This window comes from Thiohalocapsa halophila, from assembly GCF_016583825.1.
Taxonomy (GTDB): Bacteria; Pseudomonadota; Gammaproteobacteria; order Chromatiales; family Chromatiaceae; genus Thiohalocapsa; species Thiohalocapsa halophila.
This window is the reverse complement of sequence record NZ_NRRV01000017.1, coordinates 32,977-51,597: the sequence shown is the minus strand read 5'-3', so window position 1 is coordinate 51,597 and position 18,621 is coordinate 32,977. Positions and strand designations below refer to the sequence as shown.

General features: G+C 70.6%; 20 protein-coding genes. 8 read left to right on the top strand and 12 right to left on the bottom strand.

Translation table 11 applies throughout. The features are described 5' to 3' along the window. Positions 1–65 precede the first annotated feature (65 nt). Positions 66–2,048: a lytic transglycosylase domain-containing protein gene (locus tag CKO31_RS09220; RefSeq protein WP_200236185.1), complete on the bottom strand. Its 1,983-nt coding sequence runs from the start codon at positions 2,046–2,048 to the stop codon at positions 66–68. A 280-nt stretch (positions 2,049–2,328) separates the two neighbouring features. Here CKO31_RS09220 and CKO31_RS09215 point away from each other — a divergent pair, with 280 nt between their 5' ends. Together CKO31_RS09215 and CKO31_RS09210 are read left to right on the top strand one after the other, a co-directional pair. Next, positions 2,329–3,150 carry an inositol monophosphatase family protein gene (locus tag CKO31_RS09215; RefSeq protein ID WP_200236183.1) on the top strand — a complete coding sequence of 274 codons (822 nt, stop codon included), beginning with the start codon at positions 2,329–2,331 and terminating at the stop codon, positions 3,148–3,150. A gap of 201 nt (positions 3,151–3,351) precedes the next feature. After that, the gene (locus CKO31_RS09210) at positions 3,352–3,795 is read left to right on the top strand and encodes a tetratricopeptide repeat protein (protein WP_200236181.1); all 444 of its coding nucleotides are present in this window, start codon (positions 3,352–3,354) and stop codon (positions 3,793–3,795) included. A 242-nt stretch (positions 3,796–4,037) separates the two neighbouring features. Here the strand turns inward: CKO31_RS09210 and CKO31_RS09205 are convergent, their stop codons facing one another. The 6 genes from CKO31_RS09205 to CKO31_RS09180 form a co-directional block, all read right to left on the bottom strand. After that, a complete protein-coding gene (locus CKO31_RS09205; RefSeq protein ID WP_200236179.1) occupies positions 4,038–4,403 on the bottom strand; it encodes a DUF5615 family PIN-like protein in 366 nt (121 codons plus the stop codon). Then, positions 4,400–4,639: a DUF433 domain-containing protein gene (locus CKO31_RS09200; protein WP_200236177.1), complete on the bottom strand. Its 240-nt coding sequence runs from the start codon at positions 4,637–4,639 to the stop codon at positions 4,400–4,402. Before CKO31_RS09200 ends, CKO31_RS09205 begins: the two co-directional genes overlap by 4 nt. A gap of 200 nt (positions 4,640–4,839) precedes the next feature. Continuing rightward, on the bottom strand, positions 4,840–5,868 hold the full coding sequence (hypE, locus tag CKO31_RS09195) for a hydrogenase expression/formation protein HypE (RefSeq protein ID WP_200236175.1): 1,029 nt from the start codon (positions 5,866–5,868) through the stop codon (positions 4,840–4,842). Then, on the bottom strand, positions 5,868–7,034 hold the full coding sequence (gene hypD, locus CKO31_RS09190; RefSeq protein WP_200236250.1) for a hydrogenase formation protein HypD: 1,167 nt from the start codon (positions 7,032–7,034) through the stop codon (positions 5,868–5,870). The genes hypE and hypD overlap by 1 nt, the downstream gene beginning before the upstream one ends. Before the next feature lie 41 nt (positions 7,035–7,075). After that, on the bottom strand, positions 7,076–7,345 hold the full coding sequence (locus CKO31_RS09185; RefSeq protein ID WP_200236173.1) for a HypC/HybG/HupF family hydrogenase formation chaperone: 270 nt from the start codon (positions 7,343–7,345) through the stop codon (positions 7,076–7,078). 52 nt (positions 7,346–7,397) lie between these two features. Then, positions 7,398–8,702: a hypothetical protein gene (locus CKO31_RS09180; protein ID WP_200236171.1), complete on the bottom strand. Its 1,305-nt coding sequence runs from the start codon at positions 8,700–8,702 to the stop codon at positions 7,398–7,400. A gap of 123 nt (positions 8,703–8,825) precedes the next feature. Here CKO31_RS09180 and CKO31_RS09175 point away from each other — a divergent pair, with 123 nt between their 5' ends. Further along, on the top strand, positions 8,826–9,413 hold the full coding sequence (locus tag CKO31_RS09175; RefSeq protein WP_200236169.1) for a class I SAM-dependent methyltransferase: 588 nt from the start codon (positions 8,826–8,828) through the stop codon (positions 9,411–9,413). A gap of 75 nt (positions 9,414–9,488) precedes the next feature. Here the strand turns inward: CKO31_RS09175 and CKO31_RS26780 are convergent, their stop codons facing one another. Both CKO31_RS26780 and CKO31_RS09165 read right to left on the bottom strand, forming a co-directional pair. Beyond that, positions 9,489–10,583, bottom strand: a complete 1,095-nt coding sequence (locus CKO31_RS26780) for a PfkB family carbohydrate kinase (protein WP_242475258.1) — start codon at positions 10,581–10,583, stop codon at positions 9,489–9,491. Then, positions 10,573–11,244, bottom strand: coding sequence for a hypothetical protein (locus CKO31_RS09165; protein WP_200236167.1), 672 nt, complete (start codon positions 11,242–11,244; stop codon positions 10,573–10,575). The genes CKO31_RS26780 and CKO31_RS09165 overlap by 11 nt, the downstream gene beginning before the upstream one ends. A gap of 159 nt (positions 11,245–11,403) precedes the next feature. On the opposite strand from CKO31_RS09165, the gene CKO31_RS09160 reads away from it, so the two are divergent. Then, entirely contained in the window at positions 11,404–12,960 is a 1,557-nt protein-coding gene (locus tag CKO31_RS09160; protein ID WP_200236165.1) for a gamma-glutamyltransferase, read from the top strand. Between the two features lie 37 nt (positions 12,961–12,997). Here CKO31_RS09160 and CKO31_RS09155 read toward each other — a convergent pair whose 3' ends face one another. The 3 genes from CKO31_RS09155 to CKO31_RS09145 all read right to left on the bottom strand — a co-directional run bounded on the left by CKO31_RS09155 (position 12,998) and on the right by CKO31_RS09145 (position 14,872). Continuing rightward, positions 12,998–13,744 (bottom strand): YwaF family protein, encoded by a 747-nt coding sequence (locus CKO31_RS09155; protein ID WP_200236164.1) that lies wholly within the window; start codon positions 13,742–13,744, stop codon positions 12,998–13,000. 112 nt (positions 13,745–13,856) lie between these two features. Further along, complete coding sequence (locus CKO31_RS09150; RefSeq protein WP_242475257.1) at positions 13,857–14,363, bottom strand: retropepsin-like aspartic protease family protein; 507 nt, start codon at positions 14,361–14,363, stop codon at positions 13,857–13,859. A gap of 101 nt (positions 14,364–14,464) precedes the next feature. Beyond that, positions 14,465–14,872, bottom strand: coding sequence for a DUF4332 domain-containing protein (locus CKO31_RS09145; RefSeq protein WP_200236160.1), 408 nt, complete (start codon positions 14,870–14,872; stop codon positions 14,465–14,467). A 385-nt stretch (positions 14,873–15,257) separates the two neighbouring features. Here CKO31_RS09145 and CKO31_RS09140 point away from each other — a divergent pair, with 385 nt between their 5' ends. From CKO31_RS09140 to rng, 4 genes are all read left to right on the top strand, one after another. Further along, positions 15,258–15,863 (top strand): tetratricopeptide repeat protein, encoded by a 606-nt coding sequence (locus CKO31_RS09140; protein WP_200236158.1) that lies wholly within the window; start codon positions 15,258–15,260, stop codon positions 15,861–15,863. Between the two features lie 19 nt (positions 15,864–15,882). Continuing rightward, positions 15,883–16,380, top strand: coding sequence for a 23S rRNA (pseudouridine(1915)-N(3))-methyltransferase RlmH (gene rlmH, locus CKO31_RS09135; protein WP_200236156.1), 498 nt, complete (start codon positions 15,883–15,885; stop codon positions 16,378–16,380). Positions 16,381–16,387: 7 nt separating this feature from the next. Beyond that, positions 16,388–17,017: a Maf family protein gene (locus tag CKO31_RS09130; protein WP_200236153.1), complete on the top strand. Its 630-nt coding sequence runs from the start codon at positions 16,388–16,390 to the stop codon at positions 17,015–17,017. An 86-nt stretch (positions 17,018–17,103) separates the two neighbouring features. Further along, entirely contained in the window at positions 17,104–18,558 is a 1,455-nt protein-coding gene (gene rng, locus CKO31_RS09125) for a ribonuclease G (protein ID WP_200236151.1), read from the top strand. Positions 18,559–18,621: the final 63 nt, after the last annotated feature.

The following is an 18,621-nucleotide window of genomic DNA, read 5'->3' as shown; positions in this document are numbered from 1 at the left end:
ACTGCGTACTTCGTACTCCGTACTCTCTCCACCAAAAGCCGCTGTCCACACCCATCGGCCGCACTTCAATCCGCGGCGGCCGTGGCCGGCTCCGAGAGCGGCGATATGGGCGCGAGCAGGGCGCCGAGGCGGAAGTCGTCCAGGCCGAGACGTTGCGCGTAGATGACCCGGTAGGTCAGCACGCGGCGCACATAATCGCGGGTCTCGCGGTAGGGGATGGCGAGCATCCACAGGTCCGCCGGCGTGGTGTCCTCGGGCAGCCAGCGGGTGACGGCGCCCGGGCCGGCGTTGTAGGCGGCGGTGGCGAGCACCTGGTTGCCGCCGAAGCGCTCGCGCATGGCCGCCAGATAACGGGTGCCCAGCGCGATGTTCAACGCCGGGTCGATGAGGTCGAGCCGGCCCGGCCGCGGGCGGCCCAACTCCCGGGCCATGTCGCCGGCGGTGCCGGGCATCAGCTGCATGAGCCCGACGGCGCCGGCGTGGGAGGCGATGTCCGCATCGAAGGCGCTTTCCTGGCGGATCACCGCATAGACCCACTCCGGCGGCAGCGCGTAGTCGGCGGCGCGGCCGGCGACCAGCCCCTCGTAGTGCAGCGGGAAGCGCAGACGGATGTCGTCCCAGTACTCGCTGCGCGCCAGCGTGAAAATGGACTCCGTCACCAGCTCCAGGCGCTCGGCGAGCAGGGCCGCGGTGCGCAGCGCCTCGGCGCCGGCGTTGCGGGTCAGCTCGCGCCATTCGCGGGTGACGTCGGTGCGCCGCCCGAGGGCCTTGAGCTCGCGGATGCGCTGCGCGGTGTCGGTGGCCAGCAGCCGCTCGATCTCCTCTGGGTCCGCGGGCGTCGGCCGCGACCGCAGCGCCGGCGGCCGCCCCAAGAGCTCCGCGGCACGAAAGCCCCAGAGATCCCGCTCCTCGGCGGCGACATCCAGCGCATGCGCTGCCCCCACCAAATCACCGCGCTTAGCCAAAGCCCGGGCGAGCCAGTACTGCCATTCGCCGTGGTCGCCCTCCCCCGGCGGCAGCGCACGGACCCAGTCGATGACCTCCGGCCAGGCGCGAAGCCTGAGTGCCGCACGCAGGCGCTCGCGCTGCAGCGCCAGATTCTCCGGCAGCGGCCGCAGCCGGCGCAGGTACACCAGACCGGTGCGCTCACCGGCGCGGGCGAGGCCGGCACCGATGGCCGTCACCGCCCGGTCCCGTGCCGGCAACGGGACAAACTCCCGCGCCTCGAGCACGGCCCAGTCGGCGGCGGCGCGCCGCGGGTCTGTCTGGGCCAGGCGCTCGATGCCCGCCACCAGCGCGGCGGTGCGCCGGTCGGGATCATCCGGCAGCTGCGCCTCCTTCAGCCCCTCGGGGTTGCGGTACAGGGCCAGGTGCTGATCCAGCCAGCGCCGATGGCGCTCGGGCAGATAGCGGCGCTGATAGCCGGCGACGCCGGTATTGCGCCGCGCGAGCGCGAGCCCGACCCGCTGCCACACCAGCTCGGGCTCGAGGCCGCCGGCTTCGTACCAGGCCGCGAAGACCGGGTCGCAGACCTCGGGCAGGGACGCGCCGGTGAGGTAGAGATCCGCAAGGCCAGCGAAGGCCGCCTGCGCCCGGCCCCGCGCCCGGCCCAGCGCCAGCAGCCCGCGGCGCCAGCGGCATTCGCGAGTTTCCGAGCCGTTGTCCGCATAGTTGCGCACATAGCCCGCATGATCGCCGGCCGCATGCAGCCTGTTCAGCCACAGTCGGCGCAGCGTCTCGCCGGGGGCGGTGCCGGCGTGGTCCCCGATGAAGCCCTCGATGGCCTCGCGGTGCTCGGGCGCCAAACGCCGGCGCAGCTCGGCGAGCCGCAGGTAGGGCCAGAGCGGATAGTCCCGCAGCCCGTCGGCGAGCTCGGCGAAGGCCGCATCATCGCCGGCGGCGAGGGCGCGCTCAGCGGCGAGGAAGTCCTGGCGTTGCTCGACGCGATCGGCCGACGCCGCCGGCATCGCGAGCACGGTCAAGACCAGGCCCAGCGTCAGGCCCAACGTTTGAGCCAGCGTCTGACCCAGCGCCGGACTCAACGTCAAGCCCAGCCTCAGGGCACGCGTCACACTGAGACGGAGCCGCAAGCGCAGGGCACGGAGGAACACGGGCGAAGGAATACACGAAGACATCTCGGATTATCACCGACGGATAAGCGCCGTGCCGGCGCTGGCACCGGCCGGCGGCTACCGCCATTATCGATCGACAACGGACAGGGCGCAGCGCCGACCGGCGGCCCGGTTACGCCCAGCGCCGGCCGGCGCCGGGCTCGCGACCGGCGCCGTCGGCCGCCGCAACCAAAACCATCACCGACGAGGAGCCCCCATGCACCAAGCCCCCACCACCGCCGACCTGAACAGCCTCGCGGCGCTGTTGCGTGAGGCCGCCCGAACCGAGATTCTGCCGCGGTTTCGTAACACCACCGGCAGCGCCAAGGCCGACGGCAGCCTGGTCACCGCCGCCGATCTCGGCGTGCAGCGCTGGCTGACCACCGCACTGGCCGAGCGCTGGCCCGACGTCGCCCTGCTCGGCGAGGAAATGGACGCCGCCGAGCAACAGCGCTTATTGGACGCCGGCGGCCCCCTCTGGTGCCTGGACCCCTTGGACGGTACCAGCAACTTCACCTGCGGCTTCCCGGGCTTTTGCATCTCGCTGGCACTGATTCGCGAGGGCCGCGCGGAGCTGGCGCTGATCCTCGACCCCCTGCGCGACGAATGCTTCACCGCCGCCCGCGGCCTCGGCGCCCAGCTCGACGGCACCCAGCTCGTCCCCTACGCGCCCGGACCGACGCTCGGCGACTGCGTCGCCGTCGTCGACTTCAAGCGCATCCCCCCGGCCCGGGTGCCGGCGCTGTTCCGCCAAGGCGGCTTCCGCTCCCAGCGCAACCTCGGCGCCGTGGCGCTGGAGTGGTGCTGGCTCGCCGCCGGGCGCTTCCAGCTCTATCTGCACGGCGGCCAGAAGCTCTGGGACCACGCCGCCGGCCGACTGGTGACACAGGAGGCCGGCTGCACAACGGCGCTGTTCGCCCCGCACGCGGCCACGCCCATCGACACCCTTGTGCTGGGCAAGCAGCTGGCGCTGGCCGCTGCCAATGCGAAGCTCTACGCGCAGTGGCTCGACTTCGTGGAACTGCCCATGCATGGCTGAGCCCTGGCCGCGCAGACTTCGCCGCGAGCTTGCAGGTACAGCCCGCGCATCCGGGCTGCGCCCCGCACACCCGCAGGCTGCGGCAGGGGCGCACGACCCGCCCGCGGACAGCTGCGTCCACGCCCGCCACGGTGGCAATCCCGACCGCCTGCCCGCAATTCTGCGCCCGCAGTCAACGCGCACACGACGAGGACAGACATCATGAGCGACGACATCAGCAACCAGGACATGGACCTCAGCAGCGGCATCGCCGCCTTCGAGGCCAAGCAGTTCTCCCGCGCCACCGGTTTGCTGTCGCCGCTGGCCGAGCAGGGCAACACGGACGCCATGTACCGCATGGCCATCATGGCCCAGAACGGCCTCGGCATGGTCCCGAACCCGCTCCTGGCCTACAAATACATGAAATCCGCCGCCGAGCAGGGCATGGGCCTCGCCCAGCACGGCCTCGCCTTCATGTACATGGAAGGCGAGTGCACCGACCAGAACCCCGAGAAGGCCATCGAATGGTTCAAGCGCGCCGCCGACCAGGGCTTCATCGGCTCCATGACCACGCTGGCCATGATGTACGAGCAGGGCAACGGGGTGCCCAAGGACATGGACGAGGCGCGCAAGTGGTATCACGCGGCCGGCTTTGACGATAAATAATAAATAAAGGGGTCAGAGCCGAATGGCGCTAACTTAAGCCAGTCCGCGATATGAATCAGACACTTACGTTGACTACGATACGACGATCCAAGCTCTCCTGCGGCACAAGCGGGCGGTCTTCGCATGTCGGACGGCCTGGAGCTGTTCGGGTTGCAGGCCAAGCGCTTCGCTAAGTGACTGTTTTTATGAAGACGCCGCTTAAGTTAGTGCCATTCCCCTCCGACCCCTTTTTTGGACCCGACCTACCGCAGAGGCGGAGGATGCACACGTACTTTGAGCTCTGTGGCGATGACAAAGCTGGCCCGCCAGGTGTCGACGCCACAGGTCTCAAACAGCCGGCACACACGCGCCGCGACAGCACGCCGGCCAGGCTGCTTCAGACGTACGAGCAGCACACCGTCATGGGTGCCGGGCGAAAAACGACGAATGTCCGAAAAGTCGAGATCCTGCGTAATCAAAAAACGTCCTGTCGCCTGCGCCGCCGCCCAGACCTCCGGATCCGCATGGCCGGCGAGGCCTTCCTCCGGCGCGGAATCCACGTCGTGACCCAGCCGACCAAGATCGGCGATCAGGGACGCCGGTAGATTCTCGTCGAGCTTGATCTTCAAGCGACCTTCGGCATCGGCGGCGTGGGAAAATCCTCCTCCGCCGAAGCGGCGGCGAATGCGATAACGGCCTGCACGTCTTCCGCCGACAAGGTCGGAAAATCCTCGAGGATGTCCGCCACGGTCGAGCCCTCGGCCAAGCTCGCCAGCACAGTCCGCAGCGTCACCCGCGTTCCGCGAATCACCGTCTCACCTCCGCACAGCTCTCGGCGGCGCTCGAAATGTCTCTCGTAGTCCATCCGACAGGGCCTCCCGTGCAGCGCAAATTGGTCGGGCACAATCTTACTCCAGCGGCCCTGGGCCTCGGTGTCAAGCCGAAGCGCGACACACAAGGCCGGCGCGGGAGACTGCTGTTTGATCCGCCAAACCCATGTCGTCCTGAGGGTCTCGACACGTCTGCGGCTGCGACGCAAAGGTGCTGTGGTTGCAACCCGCCGCCTCAACAAATCCGCGGCAGCTGCTCCCCGGCGAGCCAGTCGACGATGCGGTTGCCGCCGAAGGCGGTCTCCATCTGCACGAAATGGTGGGGGTCTTCGAAGACCTCGCCGATGATGGCGGCATCCATGCCCTTCGGATGCCCACGCATGGCGGCGAGCAAGGTCTCGGCCTGGTCTGCGGGGCAGATGGCGACGAGCTTGCCTTCGTTGGCGACGTTGAGCGCGTCCAGGCCCAAGAGCTCGCAGGCGGCGGCGACCTCGGGGCGCACGGGGATGGTGGGCTCGCGGATCTGCATGCCGACGCCGGACTGCTGGGCGAGCTCGTTCAGGGTGCTGGCGAGGCCGCCGCGGGTGGGGTCGCGCAGGCAGTGGATCTCCGGCACGGCGTCGATCATGGCGGCGACGAGATCATGCAGGGCTTGGCTGTCGGAGTGGATTTCGGTCTCGAAGCCTAAGTTTTCCCGCTTGGACATGATGGCCACGCCGTGGTCGCCGATATGGCCGGAGACCAGGATGGCGTCCCCGGGCCGGGCATTGGCCCCGGAGATGTCGAGGCCCTCCGGCACGACACCGACGCCGGTGGTGGTGATGAAGCAGCCGTCGCCCTTGCCGCGCTCCACCACTTTGGTGTCCCCCGTCACGACGGGCACCCCGCAGGCGTTGCAGGCGGCGGCCATGCTCTCGACGATGCGCGCGAGCTCCGCCAGCGCCAGGCCTTCCTCCAGGATGAAGCCGGCCGCCAGATAGAGCGGCCTGGCGCCGCACATGGCCACGTCGTTGACGGTACCGTGCACGGCGAGGCTGCCGATGTCCCCGCCCGGAAAGAACAGCGGCGAGATCACATGTCCGTCGGTGCTCATCGCCAGCCGACCGGCGGGGGGCGCGAGCAGCGCCTGGTCGTCGCCGCGGGCCAGCAGATCGTTGTCCAGGTGCTTGCGGAAGAGCTGGTCGATGAGCTGGGCCATGGCCCGCCCGCCGCTGCCGTGGCTCATGTCCACGGCGCCGTGCTTCAGGTCCAGCCGGCCGGCCATCACGCAGCCCCTAAAAAGGGGTCAGAGCCCTTTTGCATAATGGGCTCTGACCCCTTTTTGCGGAAGCGGCCGTAGCTCCAGTAGGCCGCGCAGGCGCCCTCGGAGGAGACCATGCAGGCGCCCATGGGGTTCTCCGGCGTGCACACCGTCCCGAAGAGCTTGCAGTCGGTGGGCTCCATGGTGCCGCGGAGCACGCTCGGGCATTCGCAGCCCTTGATCTCCTTGCCTTGACCCGGGGCGACCGAGAAGCGCTGCTCGGCGTCGAAGTCGGCATAGGCGTCTGCGAGCCTTAGGGCGCTCGAGGGCAGATAACCGAGCCCGCGCCATTCGAAGCGCTCGCGCACCGCGAAGACCTCGTCCATCAGGGCTTGCGCCTTGGCGTTGCCGTCCCGGTTGACGGCGCGGGTGTATTGGTTCTCGACGGTGCAGCGGTGCGCGTTGATCTGGCGCACCAGCATCAGGGTGCTCTGCATCACGTCCAGCGGCTCGAAGCCGGCGATGACCACGGGCTTGGCGAACGCCGCCGGCACGAATTCATAGGGCCGGCTGCCGATGATTGTGCTCACGTGCGAGGGCCCCAGGATGCCGTCCAGCTGCACGCCGTCGGGGCCGGCGGACGCCAGAATGGTCTTCAGCGCCGGCGGCGTCAGCACGTGGTTGCAGAACACCGAGAAATTGCCGAGCCCCTCCGCGCGCGCCACCTTGAGCGCCACGGCCGTCGGCGGCGTCGTGGTCTCGAAGCCGATGGCGAAGAGCACCACTTGGCGCTCGCGGTCCCGGCGGGCGATGGCCAGCGCATCCTGGGTGGAGTAGATCATGCGGATGTCCGCCCCGCCGGCCTTGGCCTTGAGCAGGCTCTGGCGCTCGCTCGCCGGCACGCGCATCAGGTCGCCGTAGGTGCAGAGCGTCACACCGTGCTCCACGGCCATGGCGATGGCCTGGTCGATGCGGGCCATGGGCAGCACGCACACCGGGCAGCCCGGCCCGTGCACGAACTTGAGATTGTCCGGCATCAGGTCCTGTACGCCGTAGCGGTAGATGGCGTGGGTGTGGCCGCCGCAGAACTCCATCAGCCGGTAGGTGCGCGCCGGGTCCGCCTCCATGGCGATGGTGCGGGCGAGCTTGCGCGCCAGGGCGCCGTCGCGGAATTCGTCGATGTACTTCATGGCGCCCTTGGTCGGGCTCGGGCTGATGCTCGGCACGTCGTTCATCGCGGCACCTCCCCGGTGGTGAAGTCACTGTCGAATTCGGCCGGGTCCAGCTCGCCGGCGGCCTGGATCAGCGCCAGGGTGCGCGCGGCCTCCTCGGGGCTCACCTTGTTCAGCGCATAGCCCACGTGCACCAGGACATAGTCGCCGACGGCGGCATCATCCACCAGCGCCAGGGAAATAGGCTTTTTGACGCCGCCCAGGGAGACGACGGCCTGATCGGTGCCCTCATCCAGCTCAAGGATCTGGGCGGGTATGGCGAGGCACATGGGCTCCTCCAGTCTCGATAGTGTTCTGTGGTCAAGCGGCGGCGCGTCGCCGTCAGGATACCGATAAGCGATAGTCGACACAGGGATCCACGGCGGTCACATGCAGCCGCGCCAAGGCCTCCAGGTGTCCCGATGCCGACGTCGCCGCCCGCTGGCCGGCGCCGGCGGCCGCGATGTCGGCGAGTCCGCGGGCGACCACGCCCTCGGGGTGAAAGTTCCATTCGGTCGGCGCCAGGATGCGGTAGTCGCGGACTTGCGCGCTGTCCGGGGTTGCGGCCGGGCTGACGACAACTCTGTGCACCAGGAGACCGCGGGCGGCAGGTGCCGCGCCCACGCCGACGCAGGGGCCAAGGTCGGTGCCGGGCTCCGCCGCGACCGCGATGGCGGCGTCCTCCGGCTCGTCGGTGGCGTCTTGCACGCGCGCCCCGAGCCGCGCCGTATCCCGCGCCAGCTCCGCCAGCAGTGCCGCGAGCCGGGGCAACAGCCCGTTGCCGTGGTCGGCGACGAGCGCCGCCACCAGCCCCCCGCGCGCGAGCTCGCGAGCTAGGGGCGTGGTCTCGCGCGCTTGGCCGTCCAGGCGCGGAGCGGCGACGAAGGCATCGGCGTCGGCATCCGCCAGGAGGGGCGCCAACTGGTGCAGCAGCCCGCTGGCCTCCGCCGCGGCGGGCAGTGGATCGACATCGCAGCGCCCGAAATCGGCGAGCCCGGCGCCGGTCACCGCCCGCACCAGCGCCGCCGCCGGGGTGGCAGTGTCCGCCGCCCAGTGGTGCAGGTCCGCGGCCGTGGGCGTGGTCGCCAGCCATTGGCCCGCATCGGCGCCGAAAACCTGCTCGGTGGCGGTAGCCGCGAGGACGGCGCGGGCGGCATCCACGCCGTCCGCTGCCGGCCGGATGCTGCCGGCGCCCGGCAGAAAGGGATCACCGCCGGTGCCGAGCACGGCGCGCAGCTGCAGGAAGGCGCGCATGGCCGCGGCCATGGCCGCCTCGCGCTCCGCGGACTGCGCGGCCAAATGCACCGCCCCCTGTGCTGCGTCCAGCCGCGCCAGCGCCTTGGGCCAGTCCAGCAGCAGCCGCCACAGGTGCTCTTTGGCGGTCTCCGCGCGCAACAGCAGGGTGCGGGCTTCGCGCGCCGAGGGCGCCGGCGCCAGCCCCAGCGCCGCCTCGCAAGCCCGCGCACAGGCCACGGCCTGGGCTGTGCCGCAGACACTGAACAGCAGCGGCAGTTGCCCGGCCACGGTCGCCACGGGCTTGCCGGCGAGCACCCGCGCGGCCGTCAGCGGCCGGCTGGAGGTGATGCGCACGGCGGGTGCGGCGTCGGTGTGCAGACGGATATGGAGCTGGCCGGCGAGGTCGGACACGGAATAAGGATTCGCTGCTTGGTGTGCGTGGGGGCATGACCCTGAGCCCCGAGTGTAGATGACGCGGCTCGGGGACATGGCCATGTAAACTGCGGGCTTTCAACCGTATCCCGCTCAAGCCGCATGCTCTCACAGACCGAGCTCGCCGCCCTACGCGCGCCCATTCGCTTCGACGCCGAGCTGGCGGGCCGGCGCCTGCGCTTCGAGTCCACCTGGGGGCTGTTCTCCCCGCGCGAGATCGACGCCGGCACGGCGCTGCTGCTGCGCCACCTGGAGGTCGCCGCCGACGCCGACTGCCTCGACCTAGGCTGCGGCTACGGCGCCATCGGCTGCACCCTGGCGGCGCTGGCCCCGCAGGGACGCACGCTGCTGGTGGACAAGGATTTCGTCGCCGTGGACTTCGCCCGCCGCAACATCGCGCTCAACGCCCTGCCCAACGCCGAGGCCGAGCTCGGCAACGGCTTCGCCGACATCGACCCGGCCCGGCGCTTCGACCTCATTGCGAGCAACATCCCGGCCCAGGTGGGCCGGGAGCTGCTGAGCATCCTGCTGCACGACGCCCACGCCAGGCTCAATCCCGGCGGGCGGCTCTATGTGGTCACGGTGAACGGGCTGCGGGAGTTCATGAAGCGGCACATGAAGGACATCTTCGGCCACTATGACAAGCTCAAGCAGGGTCCGCACCACACAGTCGCGCTGGCGCTGCGGTGACCTGCGCCGCTGCATGCCCTCACCCCCCGTCGGTGTCCGGCAGCGCGGCCAGGGCACCGAGGTCGATGACCGCGCTCACGCGCCGTCCCTGTCGGGCCAGCCCGCCGCCCGCGCCGCCGCGGCGAGCCCCTCCAGGCCCTCGCGGCCGCACTTGAGCCCGGCGAGGCGGTTGGCGCGGGCCAACAGGCTGGCCAGCGCACCATCACCGACGGCGGCAGTGAGTCCGTCGCGGCCGCCGCCGAGGGCCAGCAGGCCATCGATGACAGCGGCGTTGAACACGTCCCCGGCCGCCAGGCTGTCGTGCAGTACAGCCGGGGGATGCGCCGGTGCGAGCACCAAAGCATCAGACCCGGCGGCGAGCCCGTAGGCGCCGGCGGCACCCCAGGGCAGCAGGCAGAGCCGGGCGTCGCTGGCCGCTGCCATGCGGCGCAAAAACCCGCGCGGGTCGATGCCCGTCCCAGGGCCGCAGCCATGGTCGGTGTCGGTGTTGCCGTCAGTATCGACCACGGCATCACCGCCGCCCTCGACCCCGCCATCGGCACCGAGAAGCCCACCCTGGCGGGCTCCCGCAGCCGCGGAGACGGACTCCGCATAGGCGCGGGCGACGATCAGCACATCCACGCCGCGGAACAGCTGCTCGAGGCCGTCCCGCGGCTTCTCGATCTCTACGGAAATGGGCAGATCCGGGCGCTCACGGCGCACGCGCGCCAGCATCTGCGCGGTCTCCGCCGGGTTACGGCCCTCGAAGTGCACCCAGTCCCAGCCCGCGAGCGGCACCCGGGCGAAGTCCGCGGCGCCGAGCTCCGGTAGGTCCCGGTGGTGGACGATGGTACGGCTGCCGGTATCGCGGCTGAGGGTGATGTAGGAGGTCGGCGTCGCGCCGCCCGCGATGCGCCGGGCATGGCGGTGGTCGATGCCGCGACGGGCTAGATCCTCGGCGATGAAGGCGGCGCCCTCGTCGCCGGCCAGCACGCCCGCCCAGGCACAGCGGTGACCCAGCTGCGCGAGTACGTCCAATGTGTTGGCGCAATTGCCGCCGCGGGCGGTGCGCTGGGCGAGGGCCCGAATCTCGGCGTCCTCGCGCGGATACGCGGCGACGAGGTTGACGATGTCCCGCGTAGCGATGCCGACGCCCAGGACAGCGGCGCTGCGTGTGGGCTCAGCCGCCATGAAGCTGCCTCCCGCTGGCGGCGATGAGGCCCTGCGCGCCCGTCGGCTCGCCGCGGGCCGCAGCGGCGGGCGGCGCCGGCCAGCTGCCCGTCCACCAAAGGCCAACGGCCAGGGCACAGGTGAGCAGGGCGCCCACGAGCACGCCGATCACGAAAGTCAAGGCATCCGCGCGCTCCGCTGCCGCAGGCGGCGGCACGGGCGCCGGCGATGGCACGGGCGCCGGCTGCGCTGGCTGCCGAGACACACGCGGCGGCAGGCTCGCCGGCTTGGGGGCAGCGCGCGCTGCCTGACGACGAGCCTCGGCGAGGTCCTCGTCGCGTTGATCGAGCTGGCGGCGCAAGGCATCCATCTGGTGGTAACCGTCTTCCAACTGGTCTTCCAGGCTGCGCACCTGCCCGGTGAGCTCCTTCACCACCCGATCACGCTCGCGCAGCGCCCCGCGCAGGCCTTCGATCTCTTGGTGGGCGGCGACGTTCTGCGTGACGGTGCGCGGGTCCCGACGCTCCGGCAGTGCGCTTTGGGCGAGCTTGAGCCGCCGCTCGAAGCGCTCGCGCTCCGCGTCCGCCTCCGCCCGCACGCGCTGGAGCTCCGCCTCCAAGGCAGTGATACGCGCTTGCGGGTCTTGCGCCATGGGCTCCTCGGTCTCCGTCTGCGTCGCCATCGGCTGCCGGCAGCAAGCGGCGGCGCCGACGCCACGGCCGTTGCCGGGCGGTTAAGATCATCCTGCCGAAGCGCGCGGGTCACTCGCATCCGGCAGCCAACATCCGCCACTATAGCCACTCGCCGCCGAGCACAGCCACGCCAATCCGCGCTCCAGCCGATGTCTCGCGCCATTGTCGCCGCCGGTCATCCGGACACCGCTGCCGCCGCCGCGGCCGTGCTCGCGGCGGGCGGCAACGCCTTCGACGGCGCAGTCGCGGCGCTGGTGGCGGCCTGTGTCGCCGAGCCGGTGCTCGCCTCCCTCGGCGGCGGCGGCTTCCTGCATGCGCGACCGGCGGGCGAGGCGCCGCAGCTGTTCGACTTCTTCACCCAGACACCCGGCTGCCGGGCCACGGCGGCCGGTCTGGATTTCTACCCGGTCCATGCCGATTTTGGCGACGCCACCCAGGAGTTCCACATCGGCCGCGGCGCCATGGCAACACCGGGTGCCGTCGCCGGTCTATTCGCGATACAGCGCCACCTCTGCCGACTGCCACTCGCCGATCTGCTGGCGCCGGCGCGGGCGCTCGCCGAGCGCGGGGTAGCAGTGAATCCCGTGCAGCACGGCATCGCCCGCATCGTCGAGCCCATCCTGCGGGCCGACCCCGCCACCTTTGCTTTGCACGCCTCGCCGAGCGAACCGACCCGACTCGCCACCGTGGGCGAGCGGATCCCCTGGCCGGACTTCGCCGCAGCCCTGGACGCGCTGGCGGCGGCGGGCCCCGGGCTCCTACACGGCGGGCCCTGGTCCGAGCGACTGGCCGCGGACTGCGCGACGGGCGGCGGCCATCTGACGGTGGCGGATCTCGCCGACTACCGGGTGGCGCAGCGCGAGCCGCTGGTGCTCGACTACCGCGATGCCCGCCTGTACCTGAACCCGCCGCCGTCGGTGGGCGGCGCCCTGCTGGCGCTGACCCTGGAGCTGCTCGGCGAGACCAGCCTCGGCGGCATGGACTTCGGCAACCCCGACCATCGCCTGGCGCTGGCGGCGGCGATGGCGGCGACCGCGGAGGCACGCGCCGTGCTCGCCCCGGGCCGGCTGCCCGATGCCACAGCGCGCGCGGCGCAGCGCACCGGTTTCCCGGCCCGGCTCGCGGCACTCGGCCTGCCGCGCCATGTCTTCCGCCGCGGCACCACACAGATCAGCATCGCCGACGGCGACGGCAACCTCGCGAGCCTGACCCTCTCCAACGGCGAGGGCGCGGCCTATGTACTGCCCGGCACGGGCATCGTCATGAACAACATGCTGGGCGAGGCGGACCTCGCCGGCGGCGGCGGCTTCCACCAGTGGCCGGAGAATACCCGCGTTGGCTCCATGATGTGTCCGACGCTGGTGGCCCATGGCGACGGCGGCTGGACGGTGACGGGCTCCAGCGGCTCCAACCGCATCCGCAGCGCCATCCTGCAGGTGCTGGTGAACCGCATCGACCTGCATCTGCCGCTGGCCGAGGCCGTGGCCGCACCGCGGCTGCACCTGGAGGGCGAGGCGCTGAGCCTGGAGCCGCCGGTGGCCGAGACCACGCGCGCGGCGCTGGCCGCCCACTGGCCGCGGCTCCAGGTCTGGCGCGGCCGGAGCGTCTTCTTCGGCGGTGCGCACAGCGTCGGCATCGACGCCGGCGGCGGCCTGCATGGCGCCGGCGACGCGCGCCGCGGCGGTGTCGTGCAGATGGTCGACTGAGCGCCGGGCCGCAGCCGGATGCCAAGCCTCGCAGCGCTCAAAGCCCCGTCGGTGGGGTACCGCCGGGCGGGAGCCGAGGCCGCCCGTGCCGGCGGCCGGCGCGCCAGTCCGCGATGAAATAGGGGGCATAGAGCACCAGGAAGGAGACCATGGCCACCGCCACCAGGCCCAGCCAGTACCAGGGCCAGGGGCCGAACCAGTCCAGCAGCGACGCACCGGCCGGCTTCGCCATGAGATACAGAAAGTTCGTCCCCAGCCACAGATTGACGCCGAAGACCACCGCCGCCAAGGCAAGCGTCGTGAGCCCGACGCGCAGCATGGACATGGGGTAGGGCCGCAGCCCGAGTGCCAGGGCCCCGTAAGCGACGCCGACGATGACCAGCCCGTGGCCGGCGAAGAAGAACACAAAGGCCGGGTCCGGAAAGCCTTGCCGGAGGTCAGGCGTCGCCAGCGCCTGGGTCGTACCCGCCAGGGCCCAGAAGTAGGCCAGCTCGAACGCCCGCTGATTGCCCGTCGCCAGCATCCAGACGGTGACGAACACCGCGAGCGTGCACAGATGCAGCGGCAACAGCTGCACGGACGGGCCGGAGCGCCAGAGCTGCAAGGCGACGTCCACGGCCTCCTGCGCGAGCAGCAGGGCCGCCAGCGCCAAGGCCACCGGGCGCAGCGCCGCCGGCGCGTAGCGGCATACGGCCAGCGGCAGCACCAGCGCCGAGACGACGATCAGCGCCAGAGTAAGGAGATGGACACCGCCGAAGAGGACGAAGGCCGGGCTTGCTTGCATGACGAATTCACCTGACAGCCCGGGCGCAACGGCCAGGCCCTGGGCCGACAACGCCGCTTGGGTAAGCGCAGCGCCACCCTGGGGCCCGGGGCCCGGGGCCCGGGGCCGTGACTCAGCCGGGCGCGCGCAGCGTCAGGGTATCGTTGCGCTGGATCAGCTCGAAACGCTTCAGGTAGTTCATGCCGAGCAGCACATCGTCACCGGGCATGTTGGGCATCACCACGGCGCGCACGTCGCGGGCGGTCAGCCCGGCCACGTCGACGCTGTCGAGTCGGGTCCGCCAGGTGCGCACCACGCCGTTGGCGGTCTTGCTCATGCCGCCCGGCAGCAGTGGCAGGTCCAGCTCCCGGGCCAGGTCCAGGGGCAGAGCTACCTTGGTGGCGCCCGTGTCCAGCAGGAAGGTCACGGGCGCGCCGTTGATGCTGCCGCCGGTCACATAGTGGCCCCTGCGGTTGCGCTGGAGGACCACCGTGGGCACGCCCGCGGAGTCCACGCGCATGCTCGGGTCGGGGTTCGGGTTGTGCTGACGCTCTAGATGGTTCTGGAACAGAAGCACCAGCAGCGCCAGGCCCACGACCCAGGCGGCGATGAGCATCGCCTTGCCCAGGCGCGAGGGCATGTCGCGAGTGGATGGAAATTCATTGGCCATGGCGGAACAAATGGGGACGATGCGCGCCGGTCTTGAGTCCCCACATCCATCCCGCCACGCGCAAGTTGACGTCAATAGGTCACGATGCGCGGCAGGGCCTTGGCCTGCTCTACCCAGTCCTCGACCTGCGCGGCCGTCGGCGGGCGTTGGGTCAGCTGCGCCGCATCATTGGTTTCGATGAGCTTGGCATGCAGGTTGTCCGGGCGCCGCATGGCGAGCTCTTTCACGGTGTCCACGCCGGATTCCTCCAGTAGGTCGGAATAGACGCCGGAGACGCCGTTGATGCGCGCGAGGTCGGCACGGTTGACAAGCTCAAGCAGCTCCGAGGGCTCGCAGCCGCACTCGCCAGCGAGGGCGTTGCGTGCCGCCGGCGTGGCGGCAGCCTCCACGAGCTCGACATTGTCCTTGATGCTCTTCTCAGCGAGGGTGCCAAGCATGGCGTCGGTGACGCCCTTCAGCTGCTTCACTGGGGTGGCCATGGCGATATCTCCTGTGGTTGCTCCAGCGGCGCATCGACGTGCCGGAGTCTGCTTGAACGTTGCTTGGTCGGGGCGAGACTGGCATCAACGGGGAGCCATAGCCGCGAGCCTGCGCACAGCCTCCGCGTCGGCATTTCCGACCGCCGTCACGAGGGCGCAAACAGGCCGCTGAAGCATAAATGATTTTCGATGTTGAATCACAGCCTCGCGCCCGCCTGTGTTGCGCAGATCCTTGACACTGCCGCCGGCGGCTCCGAGCATGCCCCGGCCCAGAACGGTGCCGAGCACAGTGCCGAGCCCGGTGTCGAGACCCGCTGCAATCCGTCTGCCCCGCCGGCACGCAGCCCGCCGGCGATCCAGCCCAGCATAGGCGTACCCAAAGACCATGTTTCCAAAGCTGACATTGCTGCAATGGCTCGTCGTCCTGCTGGGTCTCTTCTTCTACGGGTTCACGGTGTTCGCCGTGACCCGCGATTACTACCTGCGCCACCCGCCGCGATCCGCCGCGGCAGAGCAGGCGGCCCAACAGACCGAGCAGCCGGACATGGCCCGCCTGGGTGAGCAGATGCGCGCGGCCCTGGCGGGCGAGGACGGGGCAAGCGCGGCAGCGGCAGCGAGCGACGACCCGGCGGTGCTGGCGCGGCAGGCCGACCGGCTGTTTCGGGCGCAGCGCTTTGCCGCAGCGGTGCCCCTGTACCGCCGACTGCTGGCGCTCACTCCCGACGACGTGGACACGCAGAACGACCTCGGCCTGGCACTGCACTACGCCGGCGATTCGGCGGCGGGACTTAAGGTGCTCGCGGCGGGCGCGGCGGCGGCGCCGCAGGCCCAGCGCATTCACCTGAGCCTCGGCTTCGTCGCCCTGCAAGCCGGCCAGACGGCGAGGGCGCGAGAGGCGCTGACGCAGGCGCGTGATCTGGCGCCGGATTCGGAGGTCGGGGCCGAAGCCGAGCGGCTGCTGGGCGTGCTCGCCGCACGCGACGGCGGTTGAGCGAAGCCGTCCCGGGGCCATGCGCATCCACATCATCAGCATTGGCCAGCGCATGCCAAGCTGGGTGGATGCCGGCTTCGAGGACTATGCCCGGCGCCTGCCGCCGGAGTGCCAGCTCCTGCTCAAAGCCTTGCCCGGCGGGCTCGGCGGCAAGGGCCGCACCCGCACCGGGAGGGTCGATGACGGCGAGCTGCCGCGCCTGCGCAGGGACGAGGGAGAGCGCCTGCTCGCCGCCGTGCCGGCGCAGGCGCGCATCGTCGCCCTGGATGTGGGCGGGCGCGGCTGGAGCAGCGAGCAGCTCGCCGAGCAACTCGGGGGCTGGCTCGCCGAGGGCCGCGACATCGCGCTGCTGGTGGGCGGAGCCAACGGGCTGTCGGATGCCTGCCTGGCGCGGGCCGAGCAGCGCTGGTCCTTGTCGCCGCTGACCCTGCCGCATCCCCTGGTGCGCGTGCTGCTGGCCGAGCAGCTCTACCGGGCCTGGAGCCAGCTCAAGGGCCACCCCTATCACCGCGGCTGAGCCCATTATGGTCCTTGACGAAACGCTACCACCCACCGGGCGCGACGACCCGCCCCGGCTCATCCTGGCCTCAAAGTCGCCGCGGCGGCGTGAGCTGCTCCGACAGATCGGCCTGACGGCCGAGGTGCGAAGCGCCGATGTGGACGAGAGCCCGGCCCGGGGGGAGGCACCGGCGGACTATGTGCTCCGCATCGCCCTGGCCAAGGCACGGGCGGTACGCGCGGCGCTCGGTAGGGGCACGGCGGCGCGGCCGGTGCTGGCAGCGGACACCGCCGTGATCTGCGATGATCGGATCCTGGGCAAGCCCGCCGATGCCGCCGAGGCGGCGCGGATGCTCGCCCTGCTGTCGGCCCGCACGCACCAGGTGCTGACGGGCGTCGCGCTGCTCGGGGCCGCCGAGCGCACCGTGGTCTCCAGCACGCGCGTGTGGCTTCGCGCGGTAAGCGCCGCGGAGGCCGCCGTGTATTGGGCCAGCGGCGAGCCACAGGATAAAGCCGGGGGCTATGGCCTGCAGGGCCTCGGCGCCGTCTTCGTCGAGCGCCTGGAGGGCAGCTGGTCCGGCGTGGTCGGGCTGCCGCTGTTCGAGACCGCACAACTACTGGCCGCAGAGGGCCTGCCATTGCTCAGCGCTGACTGAATCAGGTATACCGTCCCCGCAACCTTGTCGCTACAACCCCGGAGATCGGGAGCCCATGCACCGCAACAACGCCCGCATCGCCACCCATGAGTGAAGAGATCCTGATCAACGTCACCCCACCGGAGACCCGGGTCGCGGTGGTGGAAAACGGCGTGGTGCAGGAGATCATCATCGAGCGCGCCGAGCGCTGTGGGCTGGTGGGCAATGTCTATCGCGGGCGCATCTGCCGGGTGCTGCCGGGCATGCAGGCGGCTTTCGTGGACGTGGGGCTGGAGCGGGCGGCCTTCCTGCACGCCTCCGACATCATCGGCAAGGACGGCGAGCCGCGCAGCGAGCAGATCACGGACCTGGTGCGCGAGGGAGACCGCATCGTGGTGCAGGTGGTCAAGGACCCCATCGGCACCAAGGGCGCCCGCCTCACCACCAACATCTCCATCGCCTCGCGTTACCTGGTGTTCATGCCCAGGCTCGGCAACACCGGCGTGTCGCAGAAGATCGAGGACGACGACGAGCGCAAGCGCCTGCGCGAGATCCTGCAAAACTATGTCGACGAGCACGAGGACGCCGGCGGCTACATCGCCCGCACCGCCGCCGAGGCCGTGGACGACGACGCCCTGTGCCGGGACATGGCCTTCCTCGCCAAGCTCTGGCGCGGCATCAAGGAGCGCTGCGACACCGGCGATGCCCTCGGACTCATCCACGACGACCTGCCGCTGGCCCTGCGCGCCCTGCGGGACCTGGTGACGCCGGAGGTGGAGCGGGTGCGCATCGACTCCCGCGCCACCGTGGACAAGGCCATGCCCTTCGCGGGCAAGTACATCCCGGAGATCGTCGAGCGCATCGAGTACTACGCCGGCGAGCGCCCGCTGTTCGACCTCTACGGCGTCGAGGACGAGATCCGCAAGGCCCTGGAGCGCAAGGTGCAGCTCAAGTCCGGCGGGCACCTGATCATCGATCAGACGGAGGCCATGACCACCATCGATGTGAACACCGGCGCCTTCGTCGGCCACCGCAACCTCGAGGAGACCATCTTCAAGACGAACCTGGAGGCGGCCCAGGCCATCTGCCGCCAGCTGCGCCTGCGCAACCTCGGCGGCATCATCATCATCGACTTCATCGACATGACCGATGACGAGCACAAGCGCCAAGTGCTGCGCGCCCTGGAGAAGTGCCTCGCCAAGGACCACGCCAAGACCCACATCACCGAGGTCTCGGCGCTGGGGCTGGTGGAGATGACGCGCAAGCGCACCCGCGAGTCCCTGGAGCACGTGCTCTGCGAGCCCTGCCCCTGCTGCGGCGGGCGCGGCTCCATGAAGACCGCCGAGACCACCTGCTACGAGATCTTCCGCGAGATCCTGCGCGAGGCCCGCCAGTTCGAGGTGGAGACCCTGCTGGTGCTCGCCTCTCAAGAGGTCGTCGACCGCCTCCTGGACGAGGAGTCCGGGCACCTGGCGGAGCTGGAGGAGTTCATCGGCAAGCCTATCCGTCTGCAGGCAGAGGCTCTGTACACCCAGGACCAGTACGACGTGGTCCTCATCTGAGCCGGTACGCCGCCACCCGCCGTTTGCCATGCCCGGCAGTCTCGCTGTAGTCCGACCCCACCG